25 protein-coding genes are annotated in these 22,636 nt (G+C 70.8%); 13 read left to right on the top strand and 12 right to left on the bottom strand.

Annotated features, from left to right (window positions below):
- Window position 1 precedes the first annotated feature (1 nt).
- The gene (locus ABZX22_RS41780; RefSeq protein WP_354921715.1) at window positions 2-742 is read right to left on the bottom strand and encodes a methyltransferase domain-containing protein; all 741 of its coding nucleotides are present in this window, start codon (window positions 740-742) and stop codon (window positions 2-4) included.
- 221 nt (window positions 743-963) lie between these two features.
- On the opposite strand from ABZX22_RS41780, the gene ABZX22_RS41775 reads away from it, so the two are divergent.
- From ABZX22_RS41775 to ABZX22_RS41750, 6 genes are all read left to right on the top strand, one after another.
- Complete coding sequence (locus ABZX22_RS41775; RefSeq protein ID WP_354921712.1) at window positions 964-1,569, top strand: sigma-70 family RNA polymerase sigma factor; 606 nt, start codon at window positions 964-966, stop codon at window positions 1,567-1,569.
- The gene (gene rsrA, locus ABZX22_RS41770; RefSeq protein ID WP_354921708.1) at window positions 1,566-1,832 is read left to right on the top strand and encodes a mycothiol system anti-sigma-R factor; all 267 of its coding nucleotides are present in this window, start codon (window positions 1,566-1,568) and stop codon (window positions 1,830-1,832) included. Before ABZX22_RS41775 ends, rsrA begins: the two co-directional genes overlap by 4 nt.
- 10 nt (window positions 1,833-1,842) lie before the next feature.
- A complete protein-coding gene (locus ABZX22_RS41765; RefSeq protein ID WP_354921705.1) occupies window positions 1,843-2,766 on the top strand; it encodes an NAD-dependent epimerase/dehydratase family protein in 924 nt (307 codons plus the stop codon).
- A 179-nt stretch (window positions 2,767-2,945) separates the two neighbouring features.
- Window positions 2,946-4,298 (top strand): HD-GYP domain-containing protein, encoded by a 1,353-nt coding sequence (locus tag ABZX22_RS41760; protein WP_354921702.1) that lies wholly within the window; start codon window positions 2,946-2,948, stop codon window positions 4,296-4,298.
- 129 nt (window positions 4,299-4,427) lie between these two features.
- The gene (locus ABZX22_RS41755; RefSeq protein ID WP_354921699.1) at window positions 4,428-5,693 is read left to right on the top strand and encodes an HD domain-containing phosphohydrolase; all 1,266 of its coding nucleotides are present in this window, start codon (window positions 4,428-4,430) and stop codon (window positions 5,691-5,693) included.
- A 90-nt stretch (window positions 5,694-5,783) separates the two neighbouring features.
- A complete protein-coding gene (locus tag ABZX22_RS41750) occupies window positions 5,784-5,996 on the top strand; it encodes a biotin/lipoyl-binding carrier protein (protein ID WP_354921696.1) in 213 nt (70 codons plus the stop codon).
- Here the strand turns inward: ABZX22_RS41750 and ABZX22_RS41745 are convergent.
- Complete coding sequence (locus ABZX22_RS41745) at window positions 5,993-6,391, bottom strand: hotdog domain-containing protein (protein ID WP_354921694.1); 399 nt, start codon at window positions 6,389-6,391, stop codon at window positions 5,993-5,995. The genes ABZX22_RS41750 and ABZX22_RS41745 overlap by 4 nt on opposite strands.
- 231 nt (window positions 6,392-6,622) lie before the next feature.
- Here ABZX22_RS41745 and ABZX22_RS41740 point away from each other — a divergent pair, with 231 nt between their 5' ends.
- On the top strand, window positions 6,623-8,233 hold the full coding sequence (locus ABZX22_RS41740; RefSeq protein ID WP_354921691.1) for a serine/threonine-protein kinase: 1,611 nt from the start codon (window positions 6,623-6,625) through the stop codon (window positions 8,231-8,233).
- 4 nt (window positions 8,234-8,237) lie between these two features.
- On the opposite strand, the gene ABZX22_RS41735 is transcribed toward ABZX22_RS41740, so the two are convergent.
- Both ABZX22_RS41735 and ABZX22_RS41730 read right to left on the bottom strand, forming a co-directional pair.
- Entirely contained in the window at window positions 8,238-9,884 is a 1,647-nt protein-coding gene (locus tag ABZX22_RS41735) for an acetolactate synthase (RefSeq protein ID WP_354921688.1), read from the bottom strand.
- Window positions 9,885-9,942: 58 nt separating this feature from the next.
- Window positions 9,943-10,716 carry an SAM-dependent methyltransferase gene (locus ABZX22_RS41730; RefSeq protein WP_354921685.1) on the bottom strand — a complete coding sequence of 258 codons (774 nt, stop codon included), beginning with the start codon at window positions 10,714-10,716 and terminating at the stop codon, window positions 9,943-9,945.
- Between the two features lie 94 nt (window positions 10,717-10,810).
- On the opposite strand from ABZX22_RS41730, the gene ABZX22_RS41725 reads away from it, so the two are divergent.
- The gene (locus ABZX22_RS41725; RefSeq protein WP_354921682.1) at window positions 10,811-11,410 is read left to right on the top strand and encodes a hypothetical protein; all 600 of its coding nucleotides are present in this window, start codon (window positions 10,811-10,813) and stop codon (window positions 11,408-11,410) included.
- Window positions 11,411-11,696: 286 nt separating this feature from the next.
- Here the strand turns inward: ABZX22_RS41725 and ABZX22_RS41720 are convergent, their stop codons facing one another.
- A complete protein-coding gene (locus tag ABZX22_RS41720) occupies window positions 11,697-12,416 on the bottom strand; it encodes a GntR family transcriptional regulator (RefSeq protein WP_354921679.1) in 720 nt (239 codons plus the stop codon).
- Complete coding sequence (locus ABZX22_RS41715) at window positions 12,413-12,763, bottom strand: hypothetical protein (RefSeq protein ID WP_354921675.1); 351 nt, start codon at window positions 12,761-12,763, stop codon at window positions 12,413-12,415. Before ABZX22_RS41715 ends, ABZX22_RS41720 begins: the two co-directional genes overlap by 4 nt.
- A gap of 9 nt (window positions 12,764-12,772) precedes the next feature.
- Here ABZX22_RS41715 and ABZX22_RS41710 point away from each other — a divergent pair, with 9 nt between their 5' ends.
- Window positions 12,773-14,356: a histidine kinase N-terminal domain-containing protein gene (locus ABZX22_RS41710; RefSeq protein ID WP_354921672.1), complete on the top strand. Its 1,584-nt coding sequence runs from the start codon at window positions 12,773-12,775 to the stop codon at window positions 14,354-14,356.
- Between the two features lie 366 nt (window positions 14,357-14,722).
- Here ABZX22_RS41710 and ABZX22_RS41705 read toward each other — a convergent pair whose 3' ends face one another.
- Window positions 14,723-14,977: a WhiB family transcriptional regulator gene (locus ABZX22_RS41705; RefSeq protein ID WP_354921669.1), complete on the bottom strand. Its 255-nt coding sequence runs from the start codon at window positions 14,975-14,977 to the stop codon at window positions 14,723-14,725.
- 277 nt (window positions 14,978-15,254) lie between these two features.
- Window positions 15,255-16,196, bottom strand: a complete 942-nt coding sequence (locus tag ABZX22_RS41700) for a diacylglycerol kinase family protein (protein WP_354921666.1) — start codon at window positions 16,194-16,196, stop codon at window positions 15,255-15,257.
- Between the two features lie 292 nt (window positions 16,197-16,488).
- On the opposite strand from ABZX22_RS41700, the gene ABZX22_RS41695 reads away from it, so the two are divergent.
- Window positions 16,489-16,842, top strand: coding sequence for a hypothetical protein (locus ABZX22_RS41695; protein WP_354921663.1), 354 nt, complete (start codon window positions 16,489-16,491; stop codon window positions 16,840-16,842).
- Here ABZX22_RS41695 and ABZX22_RS41690 read toward each other — a convergent pair.
- From ABZX22_RS41690 to sodN, 3 genes are all read right to left on the bottom strand, one after another.
- Window positions 16,839-17,618 (bottom strand): RNA polymerase sigma factor SigF, encoded by a 780-nt coding sequence (locus ABZX22_RS41690; RefSeq protein ID WP_354921660.1) that lies wholly within the window; start codon window positions 17,616-17,618, stop codon window positions 16,839-16,841. The genes ABZX22_RS41695 and ABZX22_RS41690 overlap by 4 nt on opposite strands.
- A 17-nt stretch (window positions 17,619-17,635) precedes the next feature.
- Window positions 17,636-18,046, bottom strand: a complete 411-nt coding sequence (locus ABZX22_RS41685; RefSeq protein WP_183655876.1) for an anti-sigma factor — start codon at window positions 18,044-18,046, stop codon at window positions 17,636-17,638.
- 118 nt (window positions 18,047-18,164) lie between these two features.
- On the bottom strand, window positions 18,165-18,566 hold the full coding sequence (gene sodN, locus ABZX22_RS41680; protein WP_354921657.1) for a superoxide dismutase, Ni: 402 nt from the start codon (window positions 18,564-18,566) through the stop codon (window positions 18,165-18,167).
- 244 nt (window positions 18,567-18,810) lie between these two features.
- Here sodN and ABZX22_RS41675 point away from each other — a divergent pair, with 244 nt between their 5' ends.
- Window positions 18,811-19,107, top strand: coding sequence for a S24 family peptidase (locus ABZX22_RS41675; RefSeq protein WP_354921654.1), 297 nt, complete (start codon window positions 18,811-18,813; stop codon window positions 19,105-19,107).
- Window positions 19,108-19,168: 61 nt separating this feature from the next.
- Here ABZX22_RS41675 and ABZX22_RS41670 read toward each other — a convergent pair whose 3' ends face one another.
- The gene (locus ABZX22_RS41670) at window positions 19,169-19,585 is read right to left on the bottom strand and encodes a CGNR zinc finger domain-containing protein (protein ID WP_354921650.1); all 417 of its coding nucleotides are present in this window, start codon (window positions 19,583-19,585) and stop codon (window positions 19,169-19,171) included.
- Between the two features lie 152 nt (window positions 19,586-19,737).
- Between ABZX22_RS41670 and ABZX22_RS41665 the strand changes: the two genes are divergently transcribed.
- Window positions 19,738-20,928 (top strand): NADP-dependent malic enzyme, encoded by a 1,191-nt coding sequence (locus ABZX22_RS41665; protein ID WP_354921647.1) that lies wholly within the window; start codon window positions 19,738-19,740, stop codon window positions 20,926-20,928.
- Window positions 20,929-21,089: 161 nt separating this feature from the next.
- A complete protein-coding gene (locus ABZX22_RS41660; RefSeq protein ID WP_354921640.1) occupies window positions 21,090-22,448 on the top strand; it encodes a hypothetical protein in 1,359 nt (452 codons plus the stop codon).
- Window positions 22,449-22,636: the final 188 nt, after the last annotated feature.

The raw sequence follows: 22,636 nt of genomic DNA, 5'->3' as shown, positions 1-22,636 counted from the left end.
CTCACTTCTTGAGCGCGCTGGCCACCAGGTGGATGCCTACGGTGTCGTCGTCGTCGGGGTGGGCGTCGAGCTCCGTGCGCACCAGCCAGGCCAGCGCCCGGGTGTCGGTGGCCAGCACGTGGTCCACGGTGGAGGGGGACAGGACCGTGCGCGGCCTGATCCACTCCACCTCGAGGCCCGCTCCCGTGAGCAGCTCGCGCAGCTGGCCGCTGCTGAAGCAGCGGGTGATGCTGCCGTCGGGCCACGGCACCAGCATGACCTCGCCGGTCTGGCGCAGGTGGGCCCAGTAGTTCTGCTCGGCGAGTATCGCCATGCCCAGCACCAGGGAGTCGACGCACACCAGGGCGCGCCCACCGGGGCGCAGCACGCGGACCACGTCGTCCATCGCCGACTCGGCCATCAGCTCGATGGACAGCGCCCGCTCCTCCGCCACCACCGCGTCGACGCAGCCGTCAGGCAGGAACCCCAGGTCGTCGGCGCGGACCTGGCGCACCCGGTCGGCATCGCGCAGCAGCTGCTGCCCCTCCAGCGCCCGGCGGAAGTCGACGACCTCGATCACCTTGTGGCCCGCCTTGGCGGCGTGGCCCGACCAGCGCCCGCGGCCGCCGGAAAGATCGAGGATGGTGGAGGGACGACCGGGAAGCCAGCGATCGAGCTGCTCGGCGACGACTGCACGATAGAACGTCCAGTACGGCCCGAGCGTGCCTGAGCCGTTCAGTTCCTCGGCCGGAATGGGCAGCACACGCGTCTCCTGTGTTCCGGAAAAGGTACGTTTGTTTTTCCCCGTACCGAGTCGTTCGTCACCTCCATCTTGTGGGAACAGACGCGTGCGCGGGCGTGTTGCAGACGAACATGCTCACATTGCTCGAACCCGTCCCCGGTGGCCTGCCGGTCGCTGACGAGCGGGTATCCTCCCCTGAGTACGGTGTACCGGCACAGCAGGCCACCGGCGATCTTAGGGGGGTGGGTCCGGTGCCCGCGACAGGCACGGAGACTCTGGAGCAGCGCAGCGAGCGGTTCGAGCGTGACGTCATGCCGTACCTCGACCAGCTCTACTCCGCCGCGCTCCGGATGACCCGGAATCCGGCTGACGCCGAGGATCTGCTGCAGGAGACCTTCGCCAAGGCGTTCGCGTCCTTCCACCAGTTCCAGGAAGGCACCAACCTCAAGGCCTGGCTCTACCGGATCCTCACCAACACCTTCATCAACAGCTACCGCAAGAAGCAGCGGGAGCCGAAGCAGTCCGGCACCGAGGAGATCGAGGACTGGCAGCTGGCGCGCGCCGAGTCCCACACCTCGGGCGGGCTGAAGTCCGCCGAGGTCGAGGCCCTGGAGCACCTGCCCGACGGCGACATCAAGGAAGCGCTCGCCGCGCTGCCGGAGGAGTTCAGGATCGCGGTCTACCTGGCCGACGTCGAGGGCTTCCCGTACAAGGAGATCGCCGACATCATGGGCACGCCCATCGGCACGGTGATGTCGCGACTCCACCGCGGACGCAGGCAACTGCGGACGCATCTCGAGGACTACGCACGCGAGCGTGGCCTGGTCCCGGCGGAGGGATCCAAATGAGCTGTGGTGAGCCGCACGAGACGGACTGTCGTGAGGTGCTCGACAAGGTCTACGCCTATCTCGACGGTGAGCTCGCCGAGGGCGAGTCCGTCGACATCAGGGTGCACCTCGACGAGTGCAGCCCCTGCCTGCAGGAATACGACCTCGACAAAGCGGTGAAGGCGCTGGTCGCCAAGCACTGCGGATGCGATCCGGTGCCCGACGACCTGCGCTCGAAGGTCCTCGACCGCATCGCCAGGGTGCGCGCGGAGCTGGGCGACTAGCATTGCGCGCATGCGCGTGTTGGTGACCGGGGGCGCCGGCTTCATCGGTTCTCATCTCGTCGACGCCCTGCTGGAGGCGGGGCACGAGGTCGCGGTCGTCGACGACCTGTCGTCGGGCCGCCAGGCCAACCTGAGCGGTGAGGCCTGGCTGCACACGCTCGACGTCAGGGATCCCGCCCTGGTCGAGCTGGCCGTCGCGTGGCGGCCCGAGGTCATCTGCCACCTGGCCGCCCAGATCAGCGTCCGGGCGAGCGTGGCCGATCCGATGCGCGACGCGCGGGTCAACGTCGAGGGCACGATCCAGGTGCTCACCGCCGCCCAGCGCGGCGGCACGCGCAAGGTGGTCTTCGCCTCCTCCGTCGCGGTGTACGGCAGGCCGCCGGTCATCCCCGTCCCCGGCGACGCGCCCACCGACCCGCGCTCGCCGTACGCGGCGAGCAAGCTCAGCGGGGAGACCTACCTGGCCGCCTTCAAGGCGCTCCACGGCATCGACCACACCTCGCTGGTGCTGTCCAACGTCTACGGCCCGCGCCAGTCGCCCGACGGCGAGGCGGGCGTCGTGGCCATCTTCACCGACGCGCTGCTGTCGGGCGCGCCGACCCTCCTGTACGGCGACGGCGACCAGACCCGCGACTACGTCTACGTCAAGGACGTCGTCGACGGCTTCGTCAGGGCCTGCGGCGAGGCCGGCGGCGGCGGGCGGTTCAACCTCGGCACCGGCATCCAGACCACCGACCGCCACCTGCACACGCTCGTCGCCGCCGCGGCGGGCGCTCCCGACCGGCCGGGTTTCGCACCGCCCCGTCCGGGGGACCTTCCCGCTATGGCCGTCGATCCGCTGCCCGCCTTCGAGGGTCTCGGCTGGCAGCCGCGCACGGACCTGACGACCGGTCTGAAGGAGACCGTGGAGTGGGCCAGAAGTCGCCGCCGGTAGTTGGTTGATTACGCTTTGCTTGCGATTCCCGAGTCCCCTCCCTGTCGCCTGACGACTTCTGTAGCGTGAGCCTCATGCGCATGTTGACAGCACTGGCGGCCCCGGTGATTCTCCTGGTCGGCGGCGGTGGGGCCGTCCCGCCGGGCGTCTCCTGGACCTGATCGCCCCGGGGGGCCGCAATGCGTGGACTGCCGTGGGCCGCGAAGGTCTATCTGGTCGTCGTCATCGGGGCGGCGGCCGTTCTCGTCGGGCACAGCCTGCTCGCCGGGCACCTCGTCCCATCCGGCGACTACGGCACGCTCCTCGTGCTCGCGTTGCTCTTCCTGGTGTGCGAGTCGATGCCGACGCTCCTCAACGTCGAGCAGTTCGCGGTGTCGGTCAGCTTCTCGGCCGCGCTGGCCGCGGTGGTGCTGGTCGGCCCCGAGGGCGCGGCGCTGGTGGGCCTGACGGCCGTGCTGAGCGTCCGGCCCGGCCTGCCGCTGGTGAAGCGGCTGTTCAACGGGGCGCAGTTCGCCATCTGCGGCTACGTGTCCGGCAAGGCCTACCTGTTCTTCGGCGGCGTGCCGAAGGTCCCGCAGGTCAACGCCTTCGAGGCGCTGATCGGGCCCTACGCCGCGGCCGCCGCGCTGTTCGTCCCGCTCAACATCGTGCTCACGCTGACCATGGTGTGGCTGGTGACCCAGGTGCGGGCCGAGGAGCTGCCGGTCAGCGGCATGACCCAGTTCCTGCTGTCCTACTTCGGCTACGCCACCTTCGGGCTGCTGGTGGCGGGCCTGTGGGCCACCGTCCAGTCGATCTCGGCCGTGCTGGTGCTGCTGCCGCTCTTCGTGGCGCGCTGGGCCCTCGGGCAGTACCACGCGCAGCAACGCTCCTACGACGCGACGATCGCGGCGCTGTGCCAGGCGGTCGAGACCAAGGACTACTACACCCGCGGGCACTGCACGCGCGTGTCGCTGGCCTCCACGATGATCGCGCAGGAGATCGGCATGGGGGTGGAACGGCTGCGCGCCATCCGCTACGCGGGCATGCTCCACGACGTGGGCAAGCTCGGCGTGCCGACGAAGGTGCTGCAGAAGGACGGGCCGCTGACCGAGGAGGAGTTCGCGGCGATCCAGCTGCACCCGATGCGCGGGCTGGAGATCGTGCGCGGCATCGACTTCCTCGACGAGGCGTTCGCGGGCATCATGCACCACCACGAGCGGCACGACGGCAGGGGCTACCCGATGGGGCTGGCGGGTGACGAGATCCCCGAGTTCGCGCGGATCATCGCGGTGGCCGACGCCTTCGACTCGATGACCTCCGACCGCTCCTACCGGGGGGCCCGCCCGGTCGAGGTGGCGGTGGCCGAGCTGCGCAAGGGCGCGGGCACGCAGTTCGACCCGGTGATGGTGGCGGCGTTCGTCAAGGCGTTGGAGCGGGAGCCGTGGCAGCCGCCGCGCAAGGTCGACGCGCCGCCGGCCGACGCGGCCCAGACGACGACCAAGGACCACGACGACCCGACGATGCCGATCGAGGTGGTGGGCGGATCATGACGGCCTGCCGCGGCCCGGCTGGGGGAAAGGCCGGGACATGATGACGGGGGACACGGCGACGGCCGGCAGCGCTGTCCGGGGGGCCGGGGGGCCGGGGGAGCCCGCGGCGGGCCGTACGAGGGGGACACGATGAACCGGGCCTTCCAGGGACTCGACTCGGGGCAGTTGCTGCTGATCGCGGGCGCCGGCCTGGTGGCCGTCGCCGGCGTCGCCCACACCGCGGCCGTCGGCCTGGTCCGCCCCGACATCGCGGTCGGGTTCGGCGCGCTCATCGCGATCGGCGAGCTCGCCAGGCTGACGATGCCCGGCAACAGGGAGGTGGCGCCCATCGGGGCGGCCGCGGCCCTCGGCTACACGCTGCTGCTCGACCTCAGCAACGTCCCGCTCGGCCACACCGCGCTGCAGGTGGTCGCGGTCATCGCGGTCGGGATGATCGCCGGTGCGCTGCCGCACCTGGCGGTGGGCCGCCCGCCCAGGCTGGACGCGATGGCCAGACGGCTGCTCACCGGCGCGCTCCTCGCCTTCGCCTTCCGGCCGCTCGCGCCCGCCCTCTACACCCTCACCCAGGAGCCGACCGAGACCTGGTGGCCCGCGCTCATGGTGATGGTGATGCTGATCGCGGTCACCCTCCTGGCCGACGTGCTGATCGCGGCCATGCTGAGGGCCGAGCAGGTGCGCACCGCGTTCAAGGTCGCCGTCAGGGACGAGCTCAGGATGGCCTTCCCGCTGGGCGCCGCCGTGGCCGCCTCCGGGGTGCTGCTCGCCCTCGCCTGCCACAGCATGGACCTCATGGCGCTGCTGGTGTTCGCCGCGCCCCTGCTGGTCACCCAGGTGGCCTTCCGCAAGTACGCCGGCATCAGGGCCACCTACCTGCAGACCGTGCGGGCGCTGTCGAGGGTCACCGAGGTCGGCGGTTACGTCGAGCCCGGCCACTCGCGCCGGGTGAGCAGGCTGGCGGTGGCGATCGGCAGGGAGCTCGGCATGGCCGAGCCCGAGCTGCTGGAGCTGGAGTACGCGGCGCTGATGCACGACATCGGGCAGCTGTCGCTGCGCGACCCCATCCCGGGCGGGGCCACCGTGCTCACCGATCCGGCGCAGGCCCGGCGCATCGCCGAGCTGGGCGCCGAGGTGATCAGGCAGACCGGCGTGCTCGACCGGGTGGCCGATCTGGTCAGGCGGCAGTGCGACTCGATCGCCGAGGACCCGCCGCGGGCCAGCCGTATCATCAAGGCCGCCAACGCCTACGACGACCTCGTCGGCGGATCCACCGACCGCGACCGGGCGGGGGCCGCTTTAGAACGGCTCAGGCTCGGCATCGGCGGCGAGTACGACCCCGAGGTGATCGAGGCGATGGCGCGCGTGGTGGACCGGCTCGCCCCTGTGCACCGGCTCTGAGCCCGCGTCGGCGGCGACAACGACGCCGGCCTGGCGTCCGCGCGCCCGGTGACCGTGACAGAGTTGCAAGCATGCAAGAGGGGAGTCCGCGTGGCTGAGGTGCGCGCCGAGATGGTGGCGAACGTGTGGCAGGTCGTCGTCGCCGAGGGCGACACGGTCGTGGAGGGCGACACGCTCGTCATCCTCGAGTCCATGAAGATGGAGATCCCGGTGCTCGCCGAGGACGACGGTGTGGTCACGCGGCTGAAGGTGGCCGAGGGCGACGTGGTGCAGGCGGGCGACCTGATCGCCGTCATCGACTAGCCGGACGTCGTCCCTTCGGGGTTCAGCCGGTCGAGGAACTTCTCCCTGTCGACCACCGTCCGCTCGATCGTGCCCGTGCCCACCACCCGGGCGCGTTCGCGGGCGGTGAACGTGAACACCAGGCGCCTGCCGTCCACCGCCGTCAGTTCGGCGCCGATCTCGACGTGGGCGCCGACGGGGCTGGCGGCCAGGTGGTGGAGCTCGACGCGGGTGCCGACGGAGGTCTGCCCTGCCCCGAGGTGGTCTCTGACGGCCTGGACGGTCGCCATCTCCGCCAGCGCCAGCAGCCTCGGCGTGGCCAGCACGGGCACGTCACCGCTGCCGATCTTGGTGGCGAGGTCCTCCCTCTCGACCATGATGAGCAGCGACGCGTGGAGACCCGGGGCGAGTGTCATGCGGCCAGCCTACTGAGATCACATCTCGGGCACCGGACAGACAGAAAGCCTCACCAGGCACCAGGATAGGTTTGTACAGCTTGCGGCAATCTTGTGGTGACGTATTGGTACAAGCCGTACACTTCTCAGAATTCCGTGACCTCTGCGTTACCTCGCCGCGATACAAATCCGCTTTGTTGGAGAACCCTGGGGTCGGAGAGGTTGAAGACGACAGGGGGTAACGGGGGAGACATGGTGGCCCAAGGGACGACGCTTGCGGGGCGATATCGTCTGGACACCCGCATCGGCGCCGGCGGCATGGGTGAGGTATGGCGTGGAGAGGACATCGTCCTCGCCCGCACCGTCGCCGTCAAGGTGCTGCTTCCAGGCCGCACGGACGACCCGGGATTCGTCGCTCGCTTCCAGGGCGAGGCGAGGGCGATGGCGACGATCAACCATTCCGGTGTGGTCGACGTCTACGACTACGGGGTTCACCAGGTGGCGGGTGCGGGGGCGACCGTCTACCTGGTGATGAAGTTCGTCGACGGCGAGCCGCTCGACCGTTTACTGCAGCGCCTGGGGCGCATCGCGCCCGACCAGGCCATGGAGCTCATCGCTCAGGCGGCGGGGGCGCTGCAGGCCGTACATGACCAGGGCATCGTGCACCGCGACGTCAAGCCCGGCAACCTGATGGTGCAGCGCGACGGCACGCTGGTCCTGACCGACTTCGGCATCGCCCGCCAGGACGTGGCCAACCGGCTCACCGACGCCGGCATGGTGCTGGGTACCGCCGCCTACTGCGCGCCCGAGCAGGCGGAGGGCGCGCCGGTCACGCCCGCGGTCGACATCTACGCGCTCGGCGTGGTGGCCTACGAGTGCCTGGCGGGCATACGCCCGTTCGACGGCGACAGCCCCGTCACGATCGCGCTCAAGCACATCCGCGAGGCGCCGCCGCCGCTGCCCGCCGACATCCCGCCCGCGGTGCGGTCGGTGGTGGAGCGGGCGCTGTCGAAGGACCCCGCGCGACGCTGGCCCAGCGGCGCGGCCATGGCGGCGGCGGCCCGGCAGGCCGTGCGGGAGCCACACGCCGCGCCGCCCGTCTCTCCGCCTCCGCCGTCGCTGACCGACCTGCCGGCGGCCCACCAGGGCGCGCCGGCCACGCCGTCGCCGGCCACGGGCGCCATCCCGCCGCCCGACCAGTCCACGGTCGCCACCCAGGGCCCGCGGCGCGGCGCCCGCAGGGCCGCCAAGGCCGGTGGCGGCAGGGGCGTGCTCGTGGCGGGTATCGCCGCGGTGGCGGTGCTGGGCGTCGGCGCGGGCGCCGTCGCGCTCACCGGCATGGACGGGCCGGAGCCGGGCCCCGTGGTCACCTCGCCCGTCGCGGTCGGCGGCAAGACGAAGGCGATCAAGCCCAAGCCGCCGAAGTCGACCGAACCCACCGACCAGCCCGAGCCGTCCGAGGAGCCCGAGCCGACCGAGGAGGAGCCCACCAGGCCGCCCACCACGCAGCCGCCGACGAGGAAGCCGACGGTCACGCCCACCGGCTCGCCCACGCCCACCCATCAGAAGCAGCCGATGGTGCCGGACGTCGTCGACCTGTTCGTCGACCAGGCCACCGCGAAGCTGCAGAAGGCGGGCTACAAGATCCGGGTCAAGGCCGTCATGGTCATGGAGCCGGAGAGCTGCCCGAAGGTGTCGGCACAGGTGCCCGCGGCCGGCAAGCCGCTGGCCAAGGGCATGACGGTGACGGTGTCGACGGTGAGCGACCAGTGCCCGCCAGGCAAGTCGCCCAGCCCGTCGCCGTCGCCGTCCCCGACGCCTAGCGGCGGCTCGCCCTCCCCGACGGGCAGCGCCAAGCCGTAGCCGCTCAGACCCCCGTGGTGTTGCGGGGGTAGGCGACCTGCGGGTCGGTGGCGATGTTCACCAGGTACGGCACGCCGGAGTCGAACGCCCGCCGCAGCGCGGGCCCGATCTCCGACGGCTTGGTCACCAGCTCCCCGCCGCCGCCGAGCGCGGTCACCACCTGGTCGTAGCGCGTCTCGGGGCGCAGCTCGGCGGCCACGTCGTAGCCGTACAGCAGCTGCATGGGGTGCTTCTCCAGGCCCCACATGCCGTTGTTGCCGCACACCATGACGACCGGCAGCCGGTGCCTGACCAGGGTGTCGACGTCCATCAGCGAGAAGCCCGCGGCGCCGTCGCCGAGCAGCAGCACCACCTGCGAGGAGGGGCGGGCCAGGCGGGCGGCGATGGAGTAGCCGAGGCCCGTGCCGAGGCAGCCGTAGGGGCCGGGGTCGAGCCAGTTGCCCGGCCGGCGGGGCTCGACGTACTTGCCCGCGTAGGAGACGAAGTCGCCGCCGTCGCCGATCACCACCGCGTCGTCGTCGAGCACCTTGGCCAGCTCGCCGTAGATGCGCATGGGATGGATCGGGTCGGTGGAGGCCGCCAGCAGGTCGGCGTCGCCGGCGATGGCCTTGGCGGCCGCCTGGGAGAGCGTGTCGAGCCAGGAGGAGTAGCGCGAGGGCTTCACGCCCGCCTCTCCGCATGCCGTACCGAGGCTCCAGAACACCAGCGACAGGTCGCCGGCGGCCGAGGCGGCGGGCTGCATGTGGGTGGCCAGCTGTGACGGCGCGTCGGCGAGGTGGACGACGCGGGCCAGCGGGGCGCCCTCCTTGCCGCCGAACCAGCCGTAGCCGAGACGGAAGTCGAGCGGCGTGCCGATCACGACCACCAGGTCGGCCTGGCCGAAGGCCAGCCCGCGGGCGCGGGTGACCAACAGCTCGTGCCCCGCGGGCAGAATGCCGCGGCCCTGGCCGTTGGGGATGACGGGCAGCCGCCACGCCTCCACGAAGTCGCGGGCGGCCTCCTCGGCGCGGTCCATCCACACGTCGGAGCCGAGCACCACCACGGGGCGTTCGGCCTCGGCCAGCAGGGCCGCGATGCGGGCGATCGCGTCAGGATCGGGCTCGAGCGGGGAGGGCGTCTGGGTCTCGGCCTGGTGCATGGGCGAGGGCGAGAACAGGTGGTCCATGAAGAAGTCGATGAACACCGGCCCCCGGTGCGGGGCGATGGCCGTGCGGAAGGCGAGCTCGACGTCCTGGCCGATCGAGTCGGCCGCGGTGGCGGTGAAGGACAGCTTGGTGATCGGCTCGAGCAGCGGAGGATGGTCCATCTCCTGCAGCGCCCCGCTGCCCCAGCGCGACTGCGGCGCCCGGCCGCCCATGACCACGACGGGCGAACCGTTGAAGTGCGCGGTGGCGACGCCGCTGACGCCGTTGGTGATGCCGGGCCCCGCGGTCAGGACGGCGAGGCCGGGCTTCCTGGTCAGCCTGGCCGTCGCCTCGGCGGCGAACACGGCGCTCTGCTCGTGTCGGACGTCGAGGATGCGCATCTCCTCGTGCACGGCGCCGTCGTAGAGGGGGAAGACGTGCCCGCCGGACAGGGTGAACATGGTCTCGATGCCGTAGGCCTTGGCGACGGCGACTGCGGCGTCGCCGGCGTGCTTCGCAGACTCCATGGCCGGGAACCTACCAGCCGCTCACCGTTCCAAACAGGTTCCACAACAGCCCCTTGGGTCAGGGCTTACGACCGACCGCGCCGTATCCGTCGACCTCCGGCGGCGTGATCCCGTCCGGACGCCACCTCGACACCGACACCAGCCCCGGCTCCACCAGCTCCAGCCAGTCGAAGAACCGGGCGATCTGCTCGGGACTGCGCTGCATGTACGGCAGCGCCCCGCTCTCGTTGTACTGCTGGTGGGCCTGCCTGTTGGCCGCGCTGTGCACGTTGCTGCCGTCGTTGAGCGCCAGATAGCTGCCGGAGGGAAGGGCGTCGAGCAGCCTGCGGACGATGGACAGCGCCGCCTCGTCGTCGACCACGTGACCCATGATCCCGCTCAGGTTGAGCGCGATCGGCTTGCCGAAGTCGAGCGTCTTGGCGGCGCCCGTGAGGATCGTGTCGGGGTCGCGTACGTCGGCGTCGATGTAGTCGGTGGCGCCCTCCGGCGTGCCGGTCAGCAGCGCGCGGGCGTGGGCCAGGACGAGCGGGTCGTTGTCGACGTAGACGACGCGGGACTCGGGCGCGATGCGCTGGGCGATCTGATGGGTGTTGTCCGCGGTGGGCAACCCGGTGCCGATGTCGAGGAACTGCCGGATCCCGGCCTCGGCCGCCAGCCAGGTGATCGTCCGCCCCAGGAACGCCCGTGACGCCCGGGCACCTGCCGCCATGCCGGGGAAGATCTTCAGGAACTCGTCGCCGGCGACCCTGTCGACCTCGTAGTTGTCCTTGCCGCCGAGCCAGTAGTTCCAGATCCTGGCCGAGTGCGGCACGCTGGTGTCGATCTCTCGCATCGCCCCAATCTAGCCATCGCCGCCCGTTTCCCGGGTGACGGTCCTGATACCTGTTGGTCGCGAACTTCCGTCGTGACCCCCGCGTCTACCAGGCATGGGAATGATGACGGGGGCGGCGGTCATGACCGCCGCGAGCATGCTGCTGGGAAGCACGGGGGCGACGCTGCCGAAGGACTTCCTGCTGTGGGAGAACCGGTCGAGCGGCTGGGACATCTGGGAGGTGTCGGACCGGCCCTCGATGCCGCTCATGGTCGACGCCTGCCACGACAGCTACTGGAACAGGCGCGGGGGCGTCGAGAAGGGGCGCGTGGCGGCCAGGACGATCTACCGGCAGCAGGAGATCGACCTCGGGGGCGAGCAACTGGCGCTCTACCTGGACGAGGCGGGCGCCCGCGCGGCCATGGACGCGATGCGCGCCGAGCTGAAGACGTGCGCCTCGCGGGGCGCCGGCATCGAGCGGATCACCTACTACAGCAAGCCGCTCAAGCTCGGCGACGAGGCCATCAGGGTGGGGGCCAGGTACTGGGAGGGCGGGCTCAGGCAGGTCGCGGTCCGCAGGGGCGCGGCGGTCATGGTCTACACCGAGACGGCGTGGCCGACTCCCTCGCTGCCCATGAAGGAGTTCGGGACGCTGCTGAAGGACGCCAGGGAGATGGCGGGCAAGGTCTGCTGGCTGCCGGAGGCGGCCTGCTAGGTCCTGGGGCGAGGGGGCCCGTCCGCGACAGCGGCATCGGACACCCTCGCCACCGCACCGCGGGCCGAGCTCCACGACATGCTGATCGCTGCCCCCTCGGCGACCGGCGCCACGCATGACAGGCCGCGGTCGCTGCTGTCGTCGCTACCCGCGCGGCCTTCCGCACACCCGCGAGCACCACCGACGCCCGACCGCACGGCGAGGCGACCTGAGGCGCCGGTCCCACCTCGTCCACGTGCCGGGGCGCCGAGAGAGAACGGGAGCCCCCGGGGAGAGACCTCGCCTTTCAGGGGCGGCGCAGGCGGGTGACGAACTTGTAGCGGTCGCCGCGGTAGAGGGACTGGGCCCACTCCACCGGGTTGCCGTCGGCGTCGAAGGCGTGCCTGGTCAACAGCAGCATCGGCAAGCCCACGTCGACGCCCAGCATCTGCGCGTCGTACGGCGTCGCCAGGACGGTCTCGATGACCTCCTCGGCGTCCGTCAGCCGCACGTTGTAGGCGTTGTGCAGCGTCTCGTACAGCGACGAGTGCACCTCGAGCTCCCGCCGCAGCCTGGGGAAGCGGCGCGCCGACAGGTGGGTGGTGTCGATGGAGACCGGTTCGCCGTTGGCCAGGCGGAGCCGGTGGATGCGCAGCACCCGGCCGCCCGGGTTGATCGCCAGCCGCCTGGCCAGCGCCTCGTCGGCGGTGATGTAGCTGATGTCCAGGATCTTCGTGTCCGGTTCCAGCCCCGCGGTGCGCAGGTCGCCGATGTAGGAGGTGAGCTGCAGCACCTGGGCCACCTTCGGCTGGGCGACGAAGGTGCCCTTGCCCTGGATGCGTACCAGCCTGCCTTCCACCACCAGCTCGGTCAGCGCCTGGCGGACCGTCGTGCGGGAGGTCTCGAAGCGCACGGCCAGCGTCCGCTCGGGCGGCAGCGAACTGCCCGGCGTGAGGCTCTTGGTGAGCTCCAGCAGACTCCGTTTGACGTCGTAGTACTTGGGTACGCGAGGGGACTCTTCTGTCACGCGCTCACCTTCACTCCAGCCACGGCGGTGAGGGCGTGTCTGATCACCGCGAGATCATCGGAACTCAGATTGGCCCGAGTGGTCAACCACAAGCAAGAGGGGCTTGCGGGCACCCGGAACAGTTCGGCCTTCGCACGCGCACGTATGGGCAGCTCGGGCTGATTGTGAAGGATATCCGTGGCCAAGCGTGCGGTGACAACCGCCTCTGCTGTGGCACGCCGGATCAAGGCCTCGAACACTTTCCTGGGCTCCGCGGTGTGATGGTTCTCACAATGTGAGATGCCCCGAAACAGCACCAACCGCACTTTGCCCGGGGCGAGTTGGTTGTTGTAGCCGAAAGCACGCATGATGCACTCGTGCCGACTCTCAGCGACCTCGTCGTCCGCCACACCGCTCTCGACGCGGCGGACCTCGACTGGCTGCACTCGCTGGTCTCCGACTGGCAGCTGCTCGCCGACCTGTCGTTCGCCGACCTCATCCTGTGGGCCCCGCTGCTCGACCGCGCGGGCTCGGGCGAGGCGCGCGCGGGCTCGGGTGAGGCGCGCGCGGGCTCGGGTGAGGCGCGCGCGGGCTCCGGTGGGGCGCGCGCGGACGAGCCGGGCCAGCCGCTCGGCGACAGCGGCTGGATCGCCATCGCGCAGATGCGGCCGACCACCGGCCCCACGGTCTACCACGACGACATCGTCGGCACCATCGTGGCCAAGGGCGAGCGCGGCCTGATCGACACCGCGTGGAACGAGCGGCGCATCTGCCGCGAGGGCGACCCCGACTGGTCCACCGGCGTGCCGGTCCGCGAGGAGACCATCCCGGTACGGCGAGCCATGCCCGGCGGCGAGGGCCGCTTCCTCGGCGTGATCCAGCGCTCCACGAACCTGTCGTCGGCCCGCACCCCTTCGCGCCTGGAGCTCACCTACCTGCAGAGCGCCTCCGACCTGGCCCAGATGGTGGCGGAGGGCCGCTTCCCGTTCTCCGGCGAGGAGCCGATCCTCGTCCGCTCCCCCCGCGTCGGCGACGGCCTGCTGCGGCTCGACCGCGCGGGCCGGGTCACCTACGCCTCGCCGAACGCCCTGTCGGCCTACCGCCGCCTGGGCCTGCACGCCGACCTGGTGGGCGCCGAGCTCGGCCGGCTGACGGCGGCGCTGTGCTACAGCGACGAGCCGATCAACGAAGACCTGATGATCGTGGCCAGCGGTCGCGCGGCCAAGGAGACCGAGGTCGAGTCGGGCGGCACGATCGTCCAGCTGCGGGCCATCCCGCTGATCGTCGGCGGCGGCCGCATCGGCGCCCTGGTGCTCATCCGCGACGTCACAGAGCTGCGGCGGCGCGAGCGCGAGCTCATGACCAAGGACGCGACGATCCGCGAGATCCACCACCGCGTCAAGAACAACCTGCAGACCGTCGCGGCGCTGCTGCGCCTGCAAGCGCGCCGCCTGCAGCTCCCCGAGGGCCGCGAGGCGCTGGAGGAGGCGGTACGGCGGGTCGGCTCGATCGCCATCGTCCACGAGACGCTGTCGATGGCGCCTGAGGAGTTCGTCGACTTCGACGAGATCGCCGACAGGGTCATCGCCATGGCCGGCGAGGTGTCGGCCGCCGAGGCGGCGGTGACACCGCGCAGGGTCGGCACCTTCGGGGTGCTGCCCTCGCTCATCGCCACGCCGCTGGCGATGGCGCTGACCGAACTGCTCCAGAACGCCCTCCAGCACGGCCGGCCCCGGCGGCTGCAGGTGGTCGTGTCGGCAGGGGGCGAGCGGCTGCACGTCGTGGTGTGGGACGACGGCACGGGGCTGCCGGAGGACTTCGACCTGGACAGCTCGACCAGCCTCGGCCTGCAGATCGTGCGGACCCTGGTGGAGGGGGAGCTGTCGGGCAAGCTGGCGATCGAACCGCGACAGGGCGGGGGGACCGAGGTCACGCTGTCGATCCCGCTGCCGTCCTCGTGACGGCGGCTGCCCGGGTATCCCGGCGGTCGTGCGCCAACTCGGGGTCTCGTCACGGGAGGTTGCGGGCGGTCGTGCTCCGGCCTGTGGCGTCGCGGGAGAGTGCGGGTTCGCGCTCCGGCCGGGGCGTCGCTGGAGACTGCGGGTTCGTGCTCCCGCCAGGGCGTTGCCGGGGACTCCGGGCGCTCGGCACACGCGCGGGGCGCGGGGCGCTCGCCCGCCGGAGGGCACCGGGCCAGGAAGGACCTCAGTCCGCGCCCGTCGTGCGGGGCGCGGACTCGGGTCTCGGATACCGCGACCCCTCGGGGCCGCGGGCCTGGCGGGAAAGTCTCACGCGCCAGGCGTCAGGGGAGACGGGTGGTTCGAAGGTCAGGCGGACGCGCGAGCGCGGGCGCGGGCGGTGCGGCGCTTGAGGGCGCGGCGCTCGTCCTCGCTGAGGCCGCCCCACACACCGGCGTCCTGTCCGGATTCCAGGGCCCACTTCAGGCAGGCGTCGACGGCCGAGCAGGAACGGCACACCTGCTTGGCCTCCTCGATCTGCATCAGGGCCGGGCCCGTGTTGCCGATCGGGAAGAACAGCTCGGGGTCCACGTCACGGCAGGCAGCTCGGTGGCGCCAGTCCATGCGTCCACTCCTTCGTAGATGGAGTCCGCCGATCGCCGACTCCGTGCGGTCTACTTTGTGAAGACTTTCACTAACTAGCGCGAACCTTTACCCGAATCCTGGTGGGACCCGGGGGAGGTCGCGCCGTCTCGGGGTAGGACCCTTGGGTGGGTTAAAGGTCCTACGTTCCGACTACTGCTGAGACTTCCAGCCACGCAGAGTGCACGCAAGAGGTTTGGGGCGAAGTTTTGGGGGATATGGATGTCGGATGCATCACACAATGACCGAATGTAACCAGCTAGACCAGCACGTGTAATGCGTTCGGGATAGACCGGAACGTTACGGACTCGCGTTCCCCCAGGTAGTCACCGTCGAGCTGGAAGGCGACAGGACGCTCCGCGGAGATCGTGAACTCCGGCTCGTCGTGGAGCTGGACCAGGTGCCTGCCGTGCGGAAGGCTGTCACGTTCCGTGAGGATCTGGTGGATGATCCCGACCACCGACGGCAGCCCCATCCGCTGGAGTCCCAGCAGGTCGATCCCGGTCTCGAAACTCGCCCACGGCGTCGGCGAGACCGGGCGGGGACCGACGTAGGTCCACGGCGAGGTGTTGCAGATGATCGCCATGAAGACGCCCTCGGCGGTCGGGATACCCGGGCCCTTGACGGTCATCGCGGGATGCCGCTTGTCCGTGGACAGGTAGTGGCGCAGCGCGGTGATCACGTAGCGTGCGGGGGTCGCCTTGCGGCCCGCCCCGCGCAGGCCCTCGACCGCGCGCACCACCTCGGCGTCGTAGCCGAGCCCCGAGCAGAAGGTGAAGTAGCGGCTCTCGTCCTCCCAGAGGGCCTGGCCCAAACCCACCGACCTCCTGCGTCCCTCCCGCAGCGCCTCCAGGACCGCGCCGGTGGCCTCGACCGGGTCGTTGGGCAGGCCGAGCGCGCGGGCGAAGACGTTGGCGCTGCCTCCCGGGATCACCATGAGCGACGGGCGCTCGGCCTGGTCGTGACCCTCGCCCTCGAGCAGGCCGTTGACCGCCTCGTTGACCGTGCCGTCGCCGCCGAGCACCGCGACGGCGTCGTAGCCCTTGGCGTGCGCGGTGCCGGCCAGCGCGGCGGCGTGGCCTCGATACCCGGTCTCCTCGACGGTCAGGTCGACGGCCGCGCCGAGCGCGCGGATGAGCACGTCACGCGTGCGGTGGTTCGTCGTCGTGGCCTTGGGGTTGACCAGGAGCATCGCGCGCATACGGCCAGCGTAGCCAATGATCGATGTCCGTCTTGTCCGGATAAGGGCAATGAGTGGGCTACATATCGCTTTGATGGGCTTTCGGGGGTCGTCGGGTGGCCGGTTGGGAGACCGGAGGACCAGGACGGGATGATGGGTCGGGCCCGTTCCGGCCCACGGGCCGACGTGACGGCGGCCGGCCGAAGTCCTGCTGGAGTAGCGTGGAAGACGGCTGGTCACCGGTGACCGCCTTGGCCTTGACCCCGCTTGCCGTACGGAGAGAAACAGAACCATGCGCCCTTGGAGTTTGGTGGTGGCGGCCGTGATCGTGGCGCTCGAAGGGCTGGTGGCGCTCGGGCTCGGGGTCTACGCGGCGGTCGGCACGCTCACGGGCCAGGCGACCGAGACCCTCGCGGGCGTCGCCGAGGCCGCCTTCGGGCTGCTCATCGGCGCAGGGCTGATCTGGGTGGCATGGGGCGGGCTGCTCAGGGCCGAGCGCTGGGGGCGGGCGCCCGGCGTGCTGACCCAGATCTTCATGATCCCCGTGTCGGTGACGGTGATCCAGTCGGGCCAGCCCGCCATCGGCGTACCGCTGCTGGTCGTCGCCATCGCGGGACTGGCCACGCTGCTCGCGCCGCCGACCACGAAGGCGTTGTACGGCGACTAGTCTTCGGCCGTCAGGCCCTCGCGCAGCTGCGCGAGCGTGCGTGCCAGCAGACGCGAGACGTGCATCTGCGAGATCCCGAGCTCGGTGGCGATCTGCGACTGCGTCATGTTGCCGAAGAACCGCAGCAGCAGGATGCGCTTCTCGCGCGGGGGCAGCCGCTCCAGCAACGGCTTGAGCGACTCGCGGTACTCGACGCCCTCGAGCGACTCGTCCACGATGCCCAGAGAGTCGGACACGGCCGGCGCGTCGTCGTCGCCCGAGTCGGGGGCGTCGAGCGAGACGGTGGAGTAGGCGTTGGCCGACTCCAGGCCCTCGAGCACCTCCTCCTCGGTCATCTTCAGGTAGGCGGCCAGCTCGGCCACCGTCGGCGCGCGCCCCTCCCGCTGCGACAGCTCGCTTATCGCCTTGGTCAGCGACAGCTTGAGCTCCTGGAGCCGGCGCGGCACCCGCACCGCCCAGCCCTTGTCGCGGAAGTGACGCTTGATCTCGCCGACGATCGTCGGGGTCGCGTACGTGGAGAACTCCACCCCGCGCGCCAGATCGAACCTGTCGATCGACTTGATCAGGCCGATGGTGGCGACCTGGGTCAGGTCGTCGAGCCACTCGCCCCTGTTGCGGAAGCGACGGGCCAGGTATTCCACCAGGGGGAGATGAAGCTCGACCAGCTCGTCCCTGATGCGCTGCCGGCGCGGATCGTCGGGGCCCAGCTCGGCCAGCTCGGCGAAGAGCATGCGGGCGCGCACCCTGTCGGGCACGGCGTGGTCGCTGGCGGCCATGGCTCCAGTCCTTTCCGTCACGCCGGCCTCGCCGCGCCTCGGCGCTTACGCAGGACGATCGCCATACGGTCGGGGGAATCGGTCACCGCGTCGACGTCGTCGGCCAGGGCGGTCAGCACCATCCACGCGAAGTCATCGCGCTTCGGCGCCGAACTGCCCACGGTCGCGACCTCTACTCTGACCTGCATCTCCTGCCCGGTCAGCTCGAATTCGGCCGTCAGGTCGGTGCCAGGCACGGCCTCGTTCAGCAACATGGCGCAGGCCTCGTCGACGGCGATGCGCAGGTCCTCGATCTCGTCGAGCGTGAAGTCAAGCCGTGCGGCCAGGCCGGCAGTGGCCGTGCGCAGCACGGACAAGTACGCGCTCGCGGCGGGCAGCCTGACGCTCACCACATCACGGATCACGCGCGCCTCGGTGTCCTCGGTCACGTTCCTCCTCGCGTATAGGACGCTCTCTGCAACTTACCGCCACCTGGAGGCGATTGGTGTCCTCAGACGCGCCAACCAACGAAAAAGGCCCCGCAGGTGCGGGGCCCTTCGGCGCTGTTCAGGCCGCCTTCGTCTCCCAGAAGATCTTGGCGATCTCGTCGATCTTGCCGAGGAGCTCGTCGGCCTTGTCCACGTCGACCGTGCCCTTGCCGCCCGCGGCGCCGGCGAGCTTGGTGGCCTCCCAGAACAGCTGGTGCAGCTGCGGGTAGGTCTCCAGGTGCGGGGGCTTGAAGTAGTCGGTCCACAGGACCCACAGGTGGTGCTTGACGAGCTCGGCGCGCTCCTCCTTGATGGTGAGGGCGCGAGCGCGGAAGACCGGGTCCTCGTTGGCCGCGTACTTCTCCATGATCGCCTTGACCGACTCGGCCTCGATACGGGCCTGGGCAGGGTCGTAGACGCCGCAAGGGAGGTCGCAGTGCGCCGAAGCGACGTGCTTGGGTCGCATCAGTCGTGCGAGCATCAGAAAGTCCTTCCTTGATGCTGTATCAGCTTGGTCCGGTTACTGACCTTACTCGGGTCTGCCCGATCGCCCTTGTATCAGGGGCTGCTCTGCACGCGCCGGTGGGCGAAAAGGCCCCTCACTGATCGCCCTTCCGGCGTCTCGTCGTAGCGGAATCGGTAGCACTTCCGCGATGACGCCGGGCAGTCCGGGCGGCTACGTTGACGCACGGGAGGATTCCATCGCGTAGGGAGATCACCAGCCCATGAGGGTGCGTGTCGAAGGAGACTCCATGCGGCCGGCGCTCCGGCCCGGAGACTGGCTGCTGGTACGGCGCGGCGCCGCCGTGCACCCCGGCGACCTGGTCGTCGCCAGGTTGCCCGGAGACCCGTCGCAGCTGATCGTCAAACGGGCCCAGTGGCGTGGCGCGGACGGGTGGTGGCTGGAGAGCGACAACCAGCGCGCCTCGGGACGCAAGGACAGCTGGGACTTCGGTCCCGTCGACGACATCGTGGGCCGCGTCGTCCTCCGCTACTGGCCGCTCCTGCGGCGCGCTCGGTAGGCGACCTCTCGGGGCAGGGGCGTTCCTGCGCCGCGCTCGGTAGTCGGCCCCTCGAGGTGGGTCAGGGGGCGTTCCTGCGGCGGGCGCGGTAGGCGGCCACGTTCGCCCTGCTGGCGCAGCGCTCGGAGCAGTAGCGGCGCGAACGGTTGGACGAGGTGTCGACGAACACGTTCGCGCACCGCGCCGCCCTGCACACGCCCAGCCGGTCGACGCCCAGGTCGGTCACGACGGCGGCCAGACCCATCACCAGGCCGCCCTCCGCCAGGTGCAGATGCCAGCCCTGCCCGTCGTGGGCGGAGATGTGCGGATGGACGGGGTGCCGCGCGAGCAGGGCGTTGAGCAACTCGACCGCCTCCTCGTGCTTCCCCGCGTCGGCGAGCGCGAAGACGGACGTGAGCTCCTCGCGCAGGCCGTTCTCATCAGGGAGCTCGCCGTTGACCAGAAGGACGGCCAACTCCGCGTATGAGGTCAGATCCAACCTGTTAACACTCCTTACACATGCGCGCGTCTCAGTATGTGGCAGAATCAAAAAACGGGTGACCCCCGTACCCCCTCACGAAGACGCCTGTTGCTTCACACCTCTCGTGCGGCGTCTGGTTCGTGTCCATTCCGATGACTACTGGGGTCGCTGTGGCTGTCACGCCCGCTTCTGCATCTCTCGAATCCCTCGACCTGGATCCGGCTTTCGCCCTGCACCGCGGGGGCAAGCTCGAGGTCCGCTCCACCATCCCCGTCCGCGACGCGGACGACCTGTCCCTCGCCTACACGCCGGGGGTGGCCAAGGTCTGCACGGCCATCGCCGAGTCCCCCGAGCTCGCCATGGACTACACCTGGGTGGCCAACGTCGTCGCGGTCGTCTCCGACGGCACCGCCGTCCTCGGGCTCGGCGACATCGGGCCCGCGGCCGCCATGCCCGTCATGGAGGGCAAGGCGCTGCTGTTCAAGGAGTTCGGCGGGGTCGACGCGGTGCCCATCTGCCTCGACTGCACCTCGGTCGACGCCCTCGTCGAGACCGTCGCCAGGCTCGCGCCGTCCTTCGGCGGCATCAACCTCGAGGACATCAGCGCACCCCGCTGCTTCGAGGTCGAGGAGCGGCTGCGCGCCATGCTCGACATCCCGGTCTTCCACGACGACCAGCACGGCACGGCCATCGTCGTCACGGCCGCGCTCCAGAACGCCGCCCGGCTGACGGGCCGTCCGCTGAGCGCGCTGCGCGCCGTCGTGGCCGGCGCCGGCGCCTCCGGCGTCGCCGTCACGCGCATGCTGCTCAACGCGGGCATCGGCGACATCGCGGTGTCCGACTCCCGGGGCCTGATCTACGCGGGCCGTTCCCACCTGAACCCCTTCAAGCAGGCCCTGGCGGCCGACACCAACAAGGCCGGCCGCACCGGCTCGACCGAGGAGGCCCTGGCCGGCGCGGACGTGTTCGTCGGCCTGTCGGGCTCGACGGTGTCGGAGGAGGCCATCGCCTCCATGGCGGACGACTCGATCGTGTTCGCGCTGTCCAACCCGACGCCCGAGGTGCACCCGTCGGTCGCCGCCCGCCACGCGCGGGTGGTGGCGACGGGGCGCTCCGACTTCCCCAACCAGATCAACAACGTGCTCGCCTTCCCCGGGGTGTTCAGGGGCGCGCTGGACGTCCGCGCGACCACCATCACGGAGAACATGAAGGTGGCGGCGGCCGCGGCGCTCGCGGACGTGGTCGGCGACGCGCTGCGGGAGGACTACGTCATCCCGAGCCCGTTCGACCCGCGGGTCGCTCCGGCCGTCATCGCGGCCGTGGCCGCCCAGGCGCGTGAGGACGGCGTGGCCAGGCTCTGACGGCAGCCAAGCCCCCGGCGCCCGGCGCCGGGGGCTTGTCCCGCGGGTTTACTCCCAAGAAAGTTTGCTGTTCCTTTTGGGAACGGCGATATTGGCGTTACGTTCCGTGCTACAACTAGAGCGCTCTGTAATGACGTGTGACTCTCCGCCGAGGGGGGCCCATGGAACGCGAGGCCAACCGGCTGCTCAAGGCGCTCATCACCGAAGCGGGCTTCTCCCACAAGGGGCTCGCCCGCAGGCTCAACGATGTGGGGGTGGCCCGCGGCACGCCCGGACTGAAATACGACCACAGCTCCGTCCTTCGCTGGATCGGCGGGCAACGGCCACGCGACCCCGTCCCCGGCCTGCTGGCGGAGATCTTCGCGTTGCGCCTCGGCCGCCCGGTCACGCCTGAGGACCTCGGCATGCCGGCCATCACGACGCCCCTCCACCTCGGGCAGGAGTTCACGCACACGTGGCAGGAGGGGGTCGCGACCGCGACGGCCCTGTGGCGGGCCGACGTCGAACGGCGCAAGTTCCTCGTCGACTCGACCTTCGCGATCGCGGCGGGCGCGGTCGGCGCCATCCGCTGGCTGACCTTCCCGCCCGAAGGCCTCCCCTCGGCGGCCGGCGGGCGCAGGGTCGGAACGGCCGACATCTCCGCCATCCACGAGGTCACCCGGTCCTTCGGCGAGCTCGACAACAGGTTCGGCGGCGGCAGGGTCCGCTCGGCGGTGGTCAAGTACCTCGACACCTCGGTCACCCCGCTGCTGCGCGACGGCTCGTACGGCGAGAGCACCGGCAAGCGCCTGGCCTCCGCCGCCGCCGAACTGACCAGGCTGGCCGGCTGGATGGCCTACGACCTCGAACAGCACGGCCTCGCCCAGCGCTACCTCATCCAGGCCCTCCGCATGGCCCGCGGCGCCGACGACGACGGCCTCGGCGGCGAGATCCTGGCCGGGATGAGCCACCAGGCCCTCTACATGGGCCAGCCCGCCCACGCCCTCGACCTGGCCCGCGCCGCCCAGCAGTCCGCGCTGCGCTCAGGCATCCACACGCTCATGTCCTCCTGCCACGTCCTCGAGGCCCACGCGCACGCCGGGCTCGGCGACAAGCGGTCGTGCGCCGCCTCGCTCGCCGCGGCCTCGCGCGCCTTCGACCGGCGGACGCCGGGGGAGGAGCCGGCCTGGCTGGCGTACTTCGACGAGGCCTACCTGGCGGCCAAGTTCGCCCACTGCTACCGGGATCTGGGGGAAGGGGCACGGGCCGTCCAGTACGCGCGCCGATCGCTGGACATGGACGGGCGGTACGTGCGCGGGCGGATGTTCAACCTCTCGCTGCTGTCGGCCGGGCTGCTGCAGTGCGGCGAGCTGGAGGAGGCGTGCACGACGGCGACGGAGGCGCTGGGGCTGGCCGGCGAACTGCAGTCGGTACGGACGCGCTCGTACGCGCTGGACCTCCGCCGGCGGCTGGAGCCGTACCGGTCGGAGCCGTCGGTCGTCACACTGAACGAGCGGGTGGCGGAACTGAGCTCCTTCTAGGGCTGGGCCGTCTGAGCCCCGGCCCTCTCAGAGGCCAGCCCTCCTCTGGGGTCGGCTCTCAGGGCCCGGCCACTCTCCTGGGGTCGGCTCTCAGGGCCCGGCCACTCTCCTGGGGTCGGCTCTCTGGGCCCGGTTCCCAGGGTCCGGGCCCTCGCTGGGTCCGGCTCTCTGGGGCCGGCCCTCCAGGA

It is taken from the genome of Nonomuraea sp. NPDC003804 (assembly GCF_040610675.1).
GTDB lineage: Bacteria > Actinomycetota > Actinomycetes > Streptosporangiales > Streptosporangiaceae > Nonomuraea.
The sequence above is the reverse complement of the archived record's forward strand: the minus strand, read 5'-3'. Positions and strand labels throughout refer to the sequence as shown.

Bases quoted from the DNA above. Each gene is read 5' to 3' on its own strand.
- ABZX22_RS41725 (WP_354921682.1), top strand. From the start codon at position 10,811: ATGGGAATGATGACGGGGGCGGCGGTCATGACCGCCGCGAGCATGCTG.
- ABZX22_RS41755 (WP_354921699.1), top strand. From the start codon at position 4,428: ATGAACCGGGCCTTCCAGGGACTCGACTCGGGGCAGTTGCTGCTGATC.
- ABZX22_RS41705 (WP_354921669.1), bottom strand. From the start codon at position 14,977: ATGGACTGGCGCCACCGAGCTGCCTGCCGTGACGTGGACCCCGAGCTG.
- ABZX22_RS41760 (WP_354921702.1), top strand. From the start codon at position 2,946: ATGCGTGGACTGCCGTGGGCCGCGAAGGTCTATCTGGTCGTCGTCATC.
- ABZX22_RS41735 (WP_354921688.1), bottom strand. From the start codon at position 9,884: ATGGAGTCTGCGAAGCACGCCGGCGACGCCGCAGTCGCCGTCGCCAAG.
- sodN (WP_354921657.1), bottom strand. From the start codon at position 18,566: ATGCTCGCACGACTGATGCGACCCAAGCACGTCGCTTCGGCGCACTGC.
- ABZX22_RS41730 (WP_354921685.1), bottom strand. From the start codon at position 10,716: ATGCGAGAGATCGACACCAGCGTGCCGCACTCGGCCAGGATCTGGAAC.
- ABZX22_RS41660 (WP_354921640.1), top strand. From the start codon at position 21,090: ATGGAACGCGAGGCCAACCGGCTGCTCAAGGCGCTCATCACCGAAGCG.
- ABZX22_RS41675 (WP_354921654.1), top strand. From the start codon at position 18,811: ATGAGGGTGCGTGTCGAAGGAGACTCCATGCGGCCGGCGCTCCGGCCC.
- ABZX22_RS41765 (WP_354921705.1), top strand. From the start codon at position 1,843: ATGCGCGTGTTGGTGACCGGGGGCGCCGGCTTCATCGGTTCTCATCTC.
- ABZX22_RS41690 (WP_354921660.1), bottom strand. From the start codon at position 17,618: ATGGCCGCCAGCGACCACGCCGTGCCCGACAGGGTGCGCGCCCGCATG.
- ABZX22_RS41715 (WP_354921675.1), bottom strand. From the start codon at position 12,763: ATGCGTGCTTTCGGCTACAACAACCAACTCGCCCCGGGCAAAGTGCGG.
- ABZX22_RS41745 (WP_354921694.1), bottom strand. From the start codon at position 6,391: ATGACACTCGCCCCGGGTCTCCACGCGTCGCTGCTCATCATGGTCGAG.
- rsrA (WP_354921708.1), top strand. From the start codon at position 1,566: ATGAGCTGTGGTGAGCCGCACGAGACGGACTGTCGTGAGGTGCTCGAC.
- ABZX22_RS41700 (WP_354921666.1), bottom strand. From the start codon at position 16,196: ATGCGCGCGATGCTCCTGGTCAACCCCAAGGCCACGACGACGAACCAC.
- ABZX22_RS41740 (WP_354921691.1), top strand. From the start codon at position 6,623: ATGGTGGCCCAAGGGACGACGCTTGCGGGGCGATATCGTCTGGACACC.